Source organism: Streptomyces sp. NPDC088553 (assembly GCF_044752965.1).
Lineage (GTDB): Bacteria > Actinomycetota > Actinomycetes > Streptomycetales > Streptomycetaceae > Streptomyces.
The window spans coordinates 952,237-965,546 of the sequence record NZ_JBIVMG010000001.1 but is presented as its reverse complement, the minus strand read 5'-3'; the positions used below and the strand labels follow the sequence as shown (position 1 = coordinate 965,546).

Annotated in this window: 12 protein-coding genes; 6 read left to right on the top strand and 6 right to left on the bottom strand. The window is 73.3% G+C overall.

What is annotated here, in order from left to right; translation table 11 throughout:
* The first annotated feature begins 38 nt into the window (after positions 1-38).
* Complete coding sequence (locus tag ACIP8Z_RS04260) at positions 39-1,919, top strand: ABC transporter ATP-binding protein (RefSeq protein ID WP_402078473.1); 1,881 nt, start codon at positions 39-41, stop codon at positions 1,917-1,919.
* Between the two features lie 306 nt (positions 1,920-2,225).
* A complete protein-coding gene (mltG, locus tag ACIP8Z_RS04255) occupies positions 2,226-3,074 on the top strand; it encodes an endolytic transglycosylase MltG (protein ID WP_402078471.1) in 849 nt (282 codons plus the stop codon).
* Between the two features lie 6 nt (positions 3,075-3,080).
* Here the strand turns inward: mltG and ACIP8Z_RS04250 are convergent, their stop codons facing one another.
* From ACIP8Z_RS04250 to ACIP8Z_RS04225, 6 genes are all read right to left on the bottom strand, one after another.
* On the bottom strand, positions 3,081-4,310 hold the full coding sequence (locus tag ACIP8Z_RS04250; RefSeq protein ID WP_402078469.1) for an NAD(P)-binding domain-containing protein: 1,230 nt from the start codon (positions 4,308-4,310) through the stop codon (positions 3,081-3,083).
* A gap of 104 nt (positions 4,311-4,414) precedes the next feature.
* Entirely contained in the window at positions 4,415-5,626 is a 1,212-nt protein-coding gene (locus tag ACIP8Z_RS04245; RefSeq protein ID WP_402078467.1) for an LLM class flavin-dependent oxidoreductase, read from the bottom strand.
* Positions 5,623-6,657 carry an ABC transporter substrate-binding protein gene (locus ACIP8Z_RS04240; protein WP_402078464.1) on the bottom strand — a complete coding sequence of 345 codons (1,035 nt, stop codon included), beginning with the start codon at positions 6,655-6,657 and terminating at the stop codon, positions 5,623-5,625. Before ACIP8Z_RS04240 ends, ACIP8Z_RS04245 begins: the two co-directional genes overlap by 4 nt.
* Before the next feature lie 42 nt (positions 6,658-6,699).
* Positions 6,700-7,431 carry an ABC transporter ATP-binding protein gene (locus tag ACIP8Z_RS04235; RefSeq protein WP_402078461.1) on the bottom strand — a complete coding sequence of 244 codons (732 nt, stop codon included), beginning with the start codon at positions 7,429-7,431 and terminating at the stop codon, positions 6,700-6,702.
* On the bottom strand, positions 7,404-8,264 hold the full coding sequence (locus ACIP8Z_RS04230; protein ID WP_402078459.1) for an ABC transporter permease: 861 nt from the start codon (positions 8,262-8,264) through the stop codon (positions 7,404-7,406). The genes ACIP8Z_RS04235 and ACIP8Z_RS04230 overlap by 28 nt, the downstream gene beginning before the upstream one ends.
* A gap of 168 nt (positions 8,265-8,432) precedes the next feature.
* On the bottom strand, positions 8,433-8,516 hold the full coding sequence (locus ACIP8Z_RS04225) for a putative leader peptide (RefSeq protein WP_352027631.1): 84 nt from the start codon (positions 8,514-8,516) through the stop codon (positions 8,433-8,435).
* A gap of 238 nt (positions 8,517-8,754) precedes the next feature.
* Here ACIP8Z_RS04225 and ACIP8Z_RS04220 point away from each other — a divergent pair, with 238 nt between their 5' ends.
* The 4 genes from ACIP8Z_RS04220 (at position 8,755) to ACIP8Z_RS04205 (ending at position 13,309) form a co-directional block, all read left to right on the top strand.
* Positions 8,755-9,615 (top strand): ABC transporter ATP-binding protein, encoded by an 861-nt coding sequence (locus ACIP8Z_RS04220; RefSeq protein ID WP_402078457.1) that lies wholly within the window; start codon positions 8,755-8,757, stop codon positions 9,613-9,615.
* Positions 9,612-10,589, top strand: a complete 978-nt coding sequence (locus ACIP8Z_RS04215; RefSeq protein ID WP_402078455.1) for an iron-siderophore ABC transporter substrate-binding protein — start codon at positions 9,612-9,614, stop codon at positions 10,587-10,589. Before ACIP8Z_RS04220 ends, ACIP8Z_RS04215 begins: the two co-directional genes overlap by 4 nt.
* Before the next feature lie 4 nt (positions 10,590-10,593).
* The gene (locus ACIP8Z_RS04210) at positions 10,594-12,663 is read left to right on the top strand and encodes an iron ABC transporter permease (RefSeq protein ID WP_402078453.1); all 2,070 of its coding nucleotides are present in this window, start codon (positions 10,594-10,596) and stop codon (positions 12,661-12,663) included.
* A 97-nt stretch (positions 12,664-12,760) separates the two neighbouring features.
* A complete protein-coding gene (locus ACIP8Z_RS04205) occupies positions 12,761-13,309 on the top strand; it encodes an FABP family protein (protein ID WP_402078450.1) in 549 nt (182 codons plus the stop codon).
* The last annotated feature ends 1 nt before the right edge of the window (position 13,310 follow it).

Below are 13,310 nucleotides of genomic sequence, written 5' to 3'. Positions count from 1 at the left end.
GCTCTCTCATCGACATCGCCGCACCCTCGAAGGAGCCCATGCGCCCCCACGACCAGTCCGACTGGACGCCCCCGCCCCGCGACTCCTCGCAACCGAAGGAGCCCGCGCAGCTGCGGCGCATCCTTCGGCTCTTCCGCCCCTATCGTGCCCGCCTGGTGCTCGTCGGCCTCCTCGTCGCCGCCGCCTCGCTCGTCACCGTCGCCTCGCCCTTCCTGCTCAAGGAGATCCTCGACACCGCGATCCCCCAGGGGCGCACCGGGCTGCTCAGCCTGCTGGCCCTCGGCATGATCGCCACCGCCGTGCTGACCGGCGTCTTCGGCGTGCTCCAGACCCTGATCTCCACCACCGTCGGCCAGCGGGTCATGCACGACCTGCGCACCGGGGTCTACGAGCAGCTCCAGCGGATGCCGCTCGCCTTCTTCACGCGCACGCGTACCGGCGAGGTGCAGTCCCGCATCGCCAACGACATCGGCGGCATGCAGGCGACCGTGACCTCCACGGCCACCTCCCTCGTCTCCAACCTCACCGCCGTCGTCGCGACCGTCGCCGCGATGCTCGCCCTCGACTGGCGGCTCACCCTCGTCTCCCTTCTCCTGCTGCCGGTCTTCGTCTGGATCAGCCGCCGCGTCGGCAACGAGCGCAAGCGGATCACCACCCAGCGGCAGAAGCAGATGGCCGCCATGGCCGCGACCGTCACCGAGTCCCTCTCGGTCAGCGGCATCCTGCTCGGCCGCACCATGGGCCGCGCCGACTCCCTGACCAAGTCCTTCGCCGAGGAGTCCGAGCGCCTCGTCGACCTCGAAGTGCGCTCCTCCATGGCCGGACGGTGGCGGATGTCCACCATCGGCATCGTCATGGCCGCCATGCCCGCCCTGATCTACTGGGCCGCCGGCATCGCCCTGGGCTCCGGCGGGGGCGCCATCTCCCTCGGCACCCTCGTCGCCTTCGTCTCGCTCCAGCAGGGCCTCTTCCGGCCCGCCGTCAGCCTGCTCTCCACCGGCGTGCAGATCCAGACGTCCCTCGCGCTCTTCCAGCGCATCTTCGAATACCTCGACCTGCCCGTGGACATCACCGAGCCCGCCGAGCCCGTCCGGCTCGCCGAGGTCCGGGGCGAGGTCGCCTTCGAGAAGGTCGCGTTCCACTACGACCCCGAGGGCGCCGGCCGCCCGACGCTCGACGCCGTCGACCTGACCGTGCCCGCCGGGGCGAGCCTGGCCGTCGTCGGCCCCACCGGCTCCGGCAAGTCCACCCTCAGCTATCTGGTGCCCCGGCTCTACGACGTCACCGGCGGCCGCGTCACCCTCGACGGGGTCGACGTGCGCGACCTGGACTTCGCCACCCTCGCCCGCGCGGTCGGCGTCGTCTCCCAGGAGACGTACCTCTTCCACGCCTCCGTCGCCGACAACCTCCGCTTCGCCAAGCCGGACGCCACCGACGAGGAGATCGAGGCGGCCGCCCGCGCCGCCCAGATCCACGACCACATCGCCTCGCTGCCCGAGGGGTACGACACCCTGGTCGGCGAGCGCGGCTACCGCTTCTCGGGCGGCGAGAAGCAGCGCCTCGCCATCGCCCGCACCATCCTGCGCGACCCGCCCGTACTGATCCTCGACGAGGCCACCAGCGCCCTCGACACCCGTACCGAGCACGCCGTGCAGCAGGCCATCGACGCCCTGTCGGCCGGCCGGACCACGATCACCATCGCCCACCGGCTCTCCACCGTCCGGGACGCCGACCAGATCGTCGTCCTGGAGGCGGGCCGGATCGCGGAGCGCGGCACGCACGACGAGCTGCTCGCCCGGGACGGGAAGTACGCCGCCCTCGTCCGGCGGGACGCGCGGAGCGCCGCGGACGTCATGGGTGCCGGCACTACCGAAGCCGAACAGGCGAACGTGGGAGCGGTTGTTCCCCAGAACGTGTGATCGTCCCGGGAATCGTTGCTCAACTCCCCTACGACGTCGGATGATTGCGGTGCGCGATCGAAGGGCTGCAGACCGTGACCGCGCAGTCCCACTGAAGCATCAGTCCCACTGATGTACCTGTACGAGGAGAAGCACCACCATGAACGTCATCACCAACCTGCTCGCCGGCGTCCTCCACTTCCTGGGCTGGCTCGTCTGACGATCGCAGTGCCCCGGCGCCGTCGGTCCCCCGTCCCAGGGGCCCGGCGGCGCCGCCGCGTGCGCGGGCTCCCGGGATTCCCGGACACGGCGGGTTAGCGTGCGGCCATGACGTACCGGCCGCCGACACCGTCCCGACGCCGTTCCCGGCTCACCCGGCGCGGCCGCCTCGCCCTCCTCCTCGGAGCCCTCGTCGCCGTGGCCGTGGCCGTCACCCTGCCCCTGCTCCTGACGCGGGACGAACCGGCCGTCGAAGAGCCCCGTGCGTTCCTCGTCCCCGAGGGCTGGCGGGCCGGCCAGGTCTACACGGCCGTCGACCGGGCGCTCGGCCTGCCCGCGGGCACCGCCCGCAAGGCGGCGACGGCCCCCGCCACCGCCCTCCCGCTGCCCGCGGCCGCCGGAGGAAACCCCGAGGGCTACCTCTTCCCGGCGACGTATCCGGTCCTCGACGCCACCACCCCCGAGGGGCTGCTCCGCTTCATGGTCGACACGGCCGGGAAGCGCTTCGGGGCCGCCCGGATCGCCGAGGGCGCGCGGGCGCACGGCATGAGCGTGTACGAGACGGTGATCGCGGCCAGCATCGTCCAGGCCGAGGCCGACAACCCGGAGGACATGTCCAAGGTCGCCCGGGTCGTCCACAACCGGCTCGCCCGGGGCATGGCCCTCCAGATGGACTCGACCCTCAACTACGCGCTCGGCCGCAGCACCGTGGACACCACGCTGGAGGACACGCGGCTCCGGAGTCCGTACAACACCTATGAGCACAAGGGGCTGCCGCCGACGCCCATCGGCAACCCGGGGGACCAGGCCATGGACGCGGTCATCCGGCCGGCGGACGGCGACTGGCTCTACTTCGTCACGGTGACCCCCGGAGACACCCGCTTCACCGCCGACTACGCCGCCCACCAGGTCAACGTGGCCGAGTTCAACGCCAACCGGGGTGCCGAGAAGGGCTGAGCCGGATCACACGGAGGCGCCCACCGGGGCGGCCGCCGGGGTGGTCCCCGTCGTGGCCGCCGCGGCCGCCGTCTCGCGGCGCAGCAGGCGCCGGATGTCCGAGACGGCCGCCCGCCCGGCCCGGTTGGCGCCGATCGTCGACGCCGACGGTCCGTACCCCACGAGGTGGACGCGCTCGTCGCGGACCGCGCGGGTGCCCTCGACCCGTATCCCGCCGCCCGGCTCGCGCAGCCGCAGCGGGGTGAGGTGGTCGATCGCCGCCCGGAAGCCGGTCGCCCAGAGGATCACGTCCACGGCCACCTCGCCGGGCCGGCCGTCGTCCCAGGCCACGCCGGTCGGCGTGATCCGGTCGAACATCGGCAGGCGGTCGAGGATCCCGCGCGCGCGTGCCGCGCGGATCGCGTCGGTGAGGGGGAGCCCCGTCACCGAGACGACACTCTTCGGGGGCAGCCCCTGCCGTACCCGCTCCTCCACGAGAGCGACGGCCGCCCGCCCCTCCACCTCCCCGAACGGCCCCTCGCGCCAGACCGGCTCGCTCCGGGTCACCCAGAAGGTCTCGGCGGCGACGTCCGCGATCTCCATGAGGTGCTGGGTGCCGGAGGCTCCGCCGCCGACGACGAGGACCCGCTTCCCGGCGAACTCCTCCGGGCCGGGGTAGCCGGCGGTGTGCAGCTGGCGCCCCCGGAAGGTCTCCTGGCCGGGGTAGCGCGGCCAGAACGGGCGGTCCCAGGTGCCGGTGGCGTTGATCAGGGCACGGGTGGCGTACGTGCCCTCGGAGGTCTCGACGAGGAGCCGTCCGGCGTCCCCCTCCCGTCCGGCGTCCCCCTCCCGTCCGGCGTCCCCCTCCCGTCCGCCGTCGCCCTCGCGGACGGCCATGACGTCGACGGGGCGGTGGATCCGCAGGTCGAAGGTCCGCTCGTACGCGTCGAAGTACGCGCCGATCACCTCCGAGGACGGCCGCGCGGGGTCGGCGCCGGTCAGCTCCATGCCGGGCAGCGCGTGCATCCCGTGCACCTTGCCGTACGTGAGGGACGGCCAGCGGAACTGCCAGGCGCCGCCCGGCCGCGGGGCGTGGTCCAGGACCACGAAGTCCCGGTCCGGCTCCAGGCCGGCGCGGCGCAGATGGAAGGCGGCCGAGAGCCCCGCCTGTCCCGCGCCGATGACGACGACGTCCACCGGCTTCGGCCCCTCGGCCGCCGCCACGGTCCCTGCCTCTTCGGCCCCGTAATCGTTCACGGTTCTACCAACCTAGGTGGGGGCGCGGATCTTCCCGCGCCCCCACGACGCGAGCCGTCCCGCGCCCTCATGGCATCAGCAGCAGCCGGCAGACAGGCCGCGTCCTACCGCCCGCCGGCGACGAGCAGCGGAGCACCCCCCGGCGCCGAGGCCGGCCGGCCGTTCGCGGCCGGGACGCCGAGCAGCGGGGAGGGCAGGGCCGTCGGCAGCAGACCGCGCGCCGCCAGCTCCGGCCGTACGCCCTCGCCGAACCAGTACGCCTCCTCCAGATGCGGGTAGCCGGACAGGACGAAGTGCTCCACGCCCAGGTCGTGGTACTCCTCGATCCGGTCCGCGACCTCGGCGTGGCTGCCGACGAGCGCGGTGCCTGCCCCGCCCCGTACGAGACCGACCCCCGCCCACAGGTTCGGCGAGATCTCCAGCCGGTCGCGGCCGAGGGAGCCGCCCTCGTGCAGCGCCAGCATCCGCTGCTGGCCGACCGACTCGCTCCGGCCCAGCACCTGCTGCGCGGCGGCGATCGTCTCGGCGTCGAGATCGGAGAGCAGCCGGTCGGCCGTCGCCCAGGCCTCGCGCGCCGAGTCACGGGAGATCGTGTGCAGCCGGATGCCGAAGCGGACCGTGCGGCCGCGCTCCTCCGCGAGGCCCCGGATCCAGTCGATCTTCTCCTTGACCTGCCACGGCGGCTCGCCCCAGGTCAGATAGACGTCGGCGTGCTCCGCCGCCACCGGACCGGCCGCGGCGGAGGAGCCTCCGAAGAAGATCTCGGGCAGCGGGTCCGGCGGCAGCGCGGTGAGGCCGCCCTCGATCCGGAAATGCTCGCCCTCGTAGTCGAACGGCCGCCCGGTCCACGCGCCCCGCACGACCGACAGGAACTCGGCCGTGCGCGCGTACCGCCGGTCGTGGTCCAGGTGGTCGCCGAAGCGGCGCTGTTCGGCGGAGTCCCCGCCGGTCACCACGTTGAGGAGGAGCCGGCCGCGGGTGATCCGCTGGTACGTGGACGCCATCTGGGCCGCGAGCACCGGCGAGATCACCCCCGGCCGGAACGCCACGAGGAACTTGAGCCGTTCGGTGTGCTGGGCGAGCGCGACCGTGGTGAGCCAGGCGTCCTCGCACCACGTCCCGGTCGGGGTCAGCACGGCCTCGAACCCCAACTGCTCGGCCGCCTTGGCGATCTGGATCAGATAGTCGATGTCGGGCGCGCGCACCCCGGACACGGTGCGGTCGCGGGTGATCCCGCCGTCCGTGTAGGCGTGCCGGTCGACGAGGGTCCGGCCGTCGCCGCCGGTGGGCAGGAACCAGTGCAGATGGACGGTCACGAGGAGGCCTTTCCGTAGCTGCGCGCCGCGGTGGTGGACGGCGGCAGGTCCTTGTTGAAGCGGGTGTCGACGTAGTCGGCGAAGCGGAACGTGCGCGGAATGAGCCCCAGGCCGGCGAACGTGTCGGCGATCTTCTGCTCGGAGGCGATGGCGGCGTCGTCGAGGGCGACCGGGATACGGGTGCCGTTGCTGCGCTTCACGGCGGCGAGCGCCACCTCGTACGGCAGCCCGGTCTCCTTCGCCCAGACCTTCGCCCAGACGTCGGGGTGGTCGAACACCCAGTCCTGGGCGCGCCGGAGCCGCTCGACGAAGTCACCTATGGCCTTGGCCTTCGCGGGGTCGGCGAGCGCCGAGGGGGCGGCGACCTGGAAGCCGAGGCCGTTGACGAGCCCGCGCCCGTCGGTGAGGACCCGGCCCTTGCCGCTCAGCAGGACCTGCGAGGTGTACGGGTCCCAGACCGCCCACGCGTCCACCTTGCCGCTGGTGAACGCGGCGAGCGCGTCGGCCGGTTGCAGCAGGGTGACCTGGACGTCGGCCAGCTTCAGGCCCGCCTTCGCGAGCGAGGCGATGAGCTGGAAGTGGGCGGAGCTGCCCTGGGCGACGGCCACCTTCTTGCCCTTGAGGTCCCGGGCGCTGCGCAGGGGCGAGTCCTTCGCGACGAGGATCGCCTCGCCCGCGGAGTCGCCGTGCGTCGCGGAGACCACGGTGATCTTCGAGTCGGCGCCCGCGGCGAAGACGGGCGGGGTGTTGCCGACCGAGCCGATGTCGACGGCCTTGGCGTTCACCGCCTCCAGCAGGGGTGGTCCTGACGTGAACGTCGACCATGTGACCCGGTACGGGAGGTCGTCGAGTTCACCGGCGGCCCGCAGCAGCGCCTCGGCGCCGCCCTTCTGGTCGCCGACGTTCAGGACGAGGGAGCCCTTGCCGTCGGAGTTCGAGGACGAACCGGCGGCGGAGGCGCCGGAGCAGGCGGAGACGAGGAGCGCGAGCGGCACGAGCAGCGCCGCGGTGGACAGGCGGAAGGACTTCACAGGGATCTCTCTCCTTCGGGTGGGGACGGGGGTGGGTGGGGGTCAGGCCGCCTGGTCGGCGAACGCGGATTCGTTGACCCCCAGTTCGGCCAGCAGCCGGGTCCGGAGCGCGGCCAGGGCGGGATCGCCCGCGGAGCGGGGCCGGTCCAGGTCGACGGCGGTGTCGTACGCGATGACGCCGTCCCGCATCACCAGGGCGCGGTCCGCGAGCTGCAGCGCCTCGTCCACGTCGTGGGTGACGAGCAGGACCGTGCAGCCGCGGCGCTGCCACAGCTCGGCCACGAGCCGCTGCGCCTTGATCCGGGTCAGCGCGTCGAGCGCGCCGAACGGCTCGTCGAGCAGCAGCAGATCCGGGTCCCGTACCAAGGCCCGTGCGAGGGAGGCCCGTTGGGCCTCGCCGCCGGAGAGCGTCTTCGGCCAGGCGCCCGAGCGGTGACCGAGTCCGACCTCCGCCAGGGCCTTCTCCGCCACCGCACGGCCCGGCTTCCCCGGCAACCCGAGGAGCACATTGCGCCAGACCCGCTTCCACGGCATCAGGCGCGGCGCCTGGAAGGCGACGGCGCGACGGCGCGGGACGAGGACGGTGCCGGAGATCTCCCGGTCGAGCCCGGCGAGGACCCGGAGGAGGGTGGACTTGCCGCAGCCGCTGTGACCGAGGAGTGCGGTGAACTGGCCGGCGTACAGGGTGAGATCGAGCCCGTCGACGACCGGCCGCCCGTCGAAGGAACGGGTGAGGCCCTGGACGGTCACTGCCCGGTGAAGGTCGGTCGCCATTGCAGCAGCAGCCTTTCGAGAGTACGGACGACGGCGTCGGCGAGAAGGCCGAGGAAGGCGTAGACGACCAGGCAGACGACGATCACGTCCGTGCGGAAGAACTCCCGCGCCTGGTTCATGAGGAAGCCGATGCCGGCGTCGGCGTTGATGGACTCGCCGAAGACCAGCGCCAGCCAGGCGGTGGCGAGGGAGTACCGCAGCCCGGTCATGGCCCCGGGCAGCGCCCCCGGCAGCACGACGTGCCGGACGAGACCCCAGCGTCCGAGCCCCAAGGACTGCCCCGCCTCGACGAGTTGGGCGTCGACGCCGCGGATGCCGGCGTACACGTTCAGATAGAGGTGGAAGGCGACGCCGAGCGCGATCAGCGCCACCTTGGGCGCCTCCCCGATGCCCAGCCAGATGATGAGGAGCGGGATCAGGCCGACCCAGGGCACGGTCCGCAGCATCTGGACGGGGGCGTCGACGAGGTCCTCGCCGAGCCGGGAGAGCCCGGAGAGCAGCGCGAGCGCGATGCCGACGATCCCGCCGATGAGCAGTCCGGCGGCGACCCGGCGCAGGGAGACGCCCATCGCGGTGGGGAGGGTCCCGTCGCCGATCAGCTCACCGCCGGCGCGGGCGATGGTCCCCGGCGAGGCGAGGGCCTCGGCCGGCAGTACCCCGGCCGTGCTGAGGGTCTGCCACAGCGCGAGGAGCAGGACGGGGCCCACCGTGCGACGCAGCCAGCGCGGGACGGCGGGGGCGCGGCCGGGGCCGCGGTCGGGGGTGAGGGGCTCGACATCCGGCAAAGGCGATATGTCGGGCGGAGATTGGGGTGGGGCGTGGCCGACCGTCATGGCGGAGCTCCGGGGGAGTGGGGTGGGGAGAGGGCGTGTGGGTACGCGTCAGCGACCGCGGGCGGCGCGGGGCGAGCGCGGGCACACGGCGATCAGGGCGTCAGTGGGGGTACGGGTACGGCGCGCGACGTCGGAGGGACGGCGGCGCGTCGGAGACGTGAAAGGGCGTCAGCGGCCGCGGCGACACGCGGCGGAGGCCACCCGCAGCAGGTCGATGTGACCGCGCGTGGTGAGCAGGGCTGTACGCAACATGGCGCGAAGGTAGCGACGCTCGCGCCCCGGGTCAACGGTGTCTCGGAGCGTGGACGCGGTGCGGGGCCGCGTGGACGCGCTTCTGGGCCCGGTGGAAGCGCTTCTGGGCCGGGTGGACGCGGCGCGGCGTCGAAAGAGACGGGCCGGGACAGGGAGTCAGCTTGGCCTGAATGCGTCTTGTGTGCGCGACGCAGGACCCCCTTTTGCCGATCAGTAAGGTTAGGCTAACCTCTGCGACGTGCAAGCAGGTGAACAGACCGCCGCGACCCCCCGTCCCCGCGGTCATGAACTCTCGGCCACGGGTGTCACCGTGGCGTACGAAGGCGTCGACGTCGTCCACGACGCCTCCATGACGCTGCGCCCCGGCGAGGTGACCGTCCTCGTCGGCCCCAACGGCAGCGGCAAGTCCACGCTGCTGCGCACCATCGCGCGCCTCCAGCAGCCGCGGACCGCCACGCTCGTCCTCGACGGCGACACCGACGGCCTCGCGCTGAGCCCCCGTGAGTTCTCGCGCCGTGTCGCCCTGCTCACCCAGGGCCGCCCCACCCCCAGCGGGCTCACGGTGCGCGACGTGGTCGAGTTCGGCCGCTACCCGTACCGGGGACGCTGGGGCAGGGCCGACCCGGGCGGCAAGGAAGCGGTGGACCGCGCGCTCGCCCTGACGGGCGTCACCGAACTCGCCGGGCGCGGCGCCGAGCACCTCTCCGGCGGCCAGCTCCAGCGCGTCTGGCTCGCCGGCTGCCTCGCCCAGCAGACGGGCGTGCTGCTGCTCGACGAACCCACCACCTACCTCGACCTGCGCTACCAGGTCGAACTCCTCGACCTCATGCGCGACCTGGCGGACGACCACGGCATCGCCGTCGGCGCCGTCCTCCACGACCTCGACCAGGCCGCGGCCGTCGCCGACCGGATCGTCCTGCTCGACGCGGGACGCGTCGTCGCGGACGGCGACCCCGAGGCCGTACTGACTCCCGAGCGGCTGACCGGCACGTACGGCATCCGCATCGAAGTAGACACCGATCCACTCACCGGCCGGCTGCGCACCCGTGCGATGGGCCGCCACCACTCGCGAAGCGAAAGGCTCAGCACCACATCATGAGACGACTTCTCCTCACCGCGGCGGCCGCCACCACCGCGGCCCTCACCCTGTCCGCCTGCGGTACCACCGAGCCCGCCGCCGACGACGCGAAGAAGAGCACCGAGCGCATCACCCTCACCGACTCCACCGGCGAGAAGGTCGAGCTCGACGGCCCCGCCAAGAAGGTCGTCGGCACCGAGTGGAACGTCGTCGAGCACCTGATCACGCTGGGCGTCGACCCGGTCGGCGTCGCCGACGTCAAGGGGTACAAGACCTGGGACACCGCCGTCCCGCTCAAGAACGAGCCGAAGGACATCGGCACCCGCGGCGAGCCGAGCGTGGAGACCGTCGCCGCCCTCAAGCCCGACCTCATCGTCGCCACCACCGACCTGCCGCCGGCCGCCGTGAAGCAGCTGCGCAAGGTCGCCCCGGTCCTGACGCTGAAGGCCGCCGACGCCGCCGACCCGATCGGCCGGATGAACGCGGACCTCGACGCCATCGCCGAGGCCACCGGCACCACGCAGAAGTCCGAGGAGCTCAAGAAGCAGTTCCAGGCGAAGCTCGACGAGGGCAGGAAGGCCCTCGCCGACGCCGGACTCGCAGGCACGCGGTACGCCTTCGCCGACGGCTACGTGATGTCCAACCAGGTCTCGATCCGCCCCTACACCAGCGGTTCGCTGATCGGCGCGGTCAACGAGAAGATCGGCCTCAAGAACGCCTGGACCGTCAAGGGCGACCCGGCCTACGGCCTCGGCACCACCGACGTCGAGGGCCTCACCACGCTCGGTGACGTGCAGTTCGCCTACGTCGGCAACGACGGCGACGCCGGCAGCACGCCCTTCACCGGCGTCCTCGCCAAGGACAAGGTCTGGACGTCCCTGCCGTTCGTCAAGAAGGGCGACGTGCACCGCCTGCCCGACGGCATCTGGATGTTCGGCGGACCCCGGTCGATGAGCACGTACGTCGACTCCGTCGTCGCCGCGCTGACGAAGTAGCAGCATGGCCGTCACCGCAACCACCCCCGCCACCCGTCCGCCGACGGCCACGTCCCGGACGGGCGCGGCCCCGGTGACGGCCGCCCTGGTCCTCCTCGTCGCGGCCCTCGCGCTCGTGGACATCACGCAAGGCACCGCCGCGGTCGGCGCGGCCGAGGTGTGGAAGGCGTTCACGGGACAAGCCGATCCGGCCGACGCGTCCGTCGTCATCGCCTCCCGTCTGCCGAGGATGACCGCCGGCCTCCTGGTCGGCGCCGCCCTCGGCCTGGCGGGCGCCGCCCTCCAGGCCGTCAGCCGCAACGTCCTCGCCTCGCCCGACACCCTCGCCGTCAACGCGGGCTCCTACTTCGCGCTCGGCCTCGGCGCCGCCTTCGGCCTCTCGCTCCCGCTGTTCGCCTCCTCCGCCCTCGCCTTCGCCGGGGGTCTCGCGGCGGCGGCCGTCGTCCTCGCCCTCTCGGGCCTGGGCGCCGGAACCGTCCGCCTCGTCCTCGCGGGCAGCGCCCTCTCCCTCGGCCTCACCGCCGTCACCGAAGGCCTGCTCCTGCTGTTCCCCGCGGAGACCGAGGGCCTCTTCCAGTGGAACCAGGGCAGCATCTCCCAGAACGGCTTCGACGGCGTCCTGCAGATGGTCCCGATCGCCGTCACCGGCCTCGTCGGGCTGCTGCTCCTCGCCCGCCGGGTCGACGCCCTCGCCCTCGGCGACGACGCCGCCCTCGGCCTCGGCGTCCCCGTCCGCGCCACCCGGGTCACCGCCGTCGTCCTCGCCGCCCTGCTCTCCACGGCCGCCGTCACCCTGGCCGGACCCGTCGGCTACGTCGGCCTCTGCGCCCCCGCGATCGTCCGGCCCCTCGCCCGCAGATTCCGGGGCTTCACCAAGCAGCGCGGCTTCCTGCCCGCCGCCGGACTCACCGGCGCCGCCCTCGTGCTCGGCTCCGACGTCCTGCTGCGCGCCCTCGTACCGGCGGACGTGGCGGTCTCCGTGCCGACCGGCGTCGTCACCAGCCTCGTCGGCGCCGTCTTCCTGATCGTCATGGCCACCCGTCTCCGGGACACGGCCGGAGCCACCGCCACCGAGCGGCTCCGCATCAGGAGCAGGGCCCGCTTCCTCACCGTCACCGCCGTCCTCCTGGCCGTGGTGATCGCCGTCGCCGTCGCCGGCGTGCTCCTCGGCGACAGCAAACTGCTCCTCGGCGACGTCGTGAACTGGGCCCAGGGACAGGCCGGCCGGACCGTCACCTTCGTCCTCGACACCCGGGTGCCCCGCGTCCTCGCCGCCCTCTTCGCGGGCGCGGCGCTCGCCCTGGCCGGCACCCTCGTCCAGGCCGTCACCCGCAACCCGCTCGCCGAACCCGGCATCCTCGGCGTCTCCGGCGGCGCCGCACTCGGCGCCGTGCTCCTCGTGACGACCGTGCCCCTCGCAGGTTCGTGGGGCATGGCCGGCGCCGCGTTCGCGGGCGCCGCCGCCAGCTCCGTCCTCGTCTTCGGACTGGCCGCGCGGGGCGGATTCCAGCAGAACCGGCTCGTCCTCGTCGGCTTCGGCGTCGCCATCGCCGCCTCCGCCCTGATCAGCCTCATGATCATCCTCACCGACCCGTTCAACGCGACGAAGGCCCTCACCTGGCTGTCCGGCTCCACCTACGGGCGGTCCCTGCCCGACGTGGTCCCCCTCGTCGCCGTCCTCGCCGTGGGCGCGGCCGTCGCGTTCGCCCGGCGCACCGAACTCGACCTCGTCTCGCTCGACGAGGACACCCCGCGCCTCCTCGGCCTCGGCCTGGGACGCGCACGCCTCGGCTTCCTCGCCCTCGCCGTCCTGCTCACCGCCACCGCCGTCGCCGCCGCCGGCACGATCGGCTTCGTGGGCCTCGTCGCTCCCCACGCGGCCCGTTCTCTTGCCGGCCGTCAGCACGCGCGCGTGGTGCCGGTCGCGATCCTCCTCGGCGCCGCCCTCGTGTGCACCGCCGACCTCGTCGGCCGCACGGTGATCGCCCCGGCCCAGCTCGGCGCGGGCCTGATGACGGCGGTGATCGGCACGCCGTACTTCCTCCACCTGCTGCTACGGAGCCGGCGCGGCTGAGCCCTCACACGAGTGCCACGTTGCCGAGAGACCCGAGCCGGAGGGCGGACGACCTAAGCTGCCCTCCGGCACAGGCCTCGACCCAGGAGTACGCACCATGACCGACCGCGACCGGCAGCCTCCGTACCCCGACGCCCTCCGGCCGGACGCGGCACCGGCCCCGCACGAGTTCCTCGCACCCGTGACCGGGCTGCTCGGCACCTGGGCCGGCACGGGCCGGGGTGGGTACCCGACGCTCGCCGAGGACTTCACGTACGCGCAGGAGATCACCTTCAGCCACGACGGCCGCCCCTTCCTCCACTACGAGGCGCGCGCCTGGCTGATCGACGCGGACGGCACCCCGCTGCGCCCCGCGGCGCGCGAGAGCGGCTGGTGGCGCCTCAAGCCCGAGGGCACCGTCGAGGCCCTCATCACCCAGCCCACCGGCATCGCCGAGATCCTGGTCGGTCGCGCCGAGAACGGCACGATCGACCTCACCACCCACACGGTCGCCCTCGCCCCCACGGCCAAGCACGTCGAGGCCACCCGCCGCCGCTACACCCTCACGGAGGCGGACACCCTGGACTTCGTCCACGACCTGGCGGCGGTCGGCCGGCCGCTGCAACACCATCTGTCGGCACAGCTGCGACGCGAGGACGGGAAGTAGA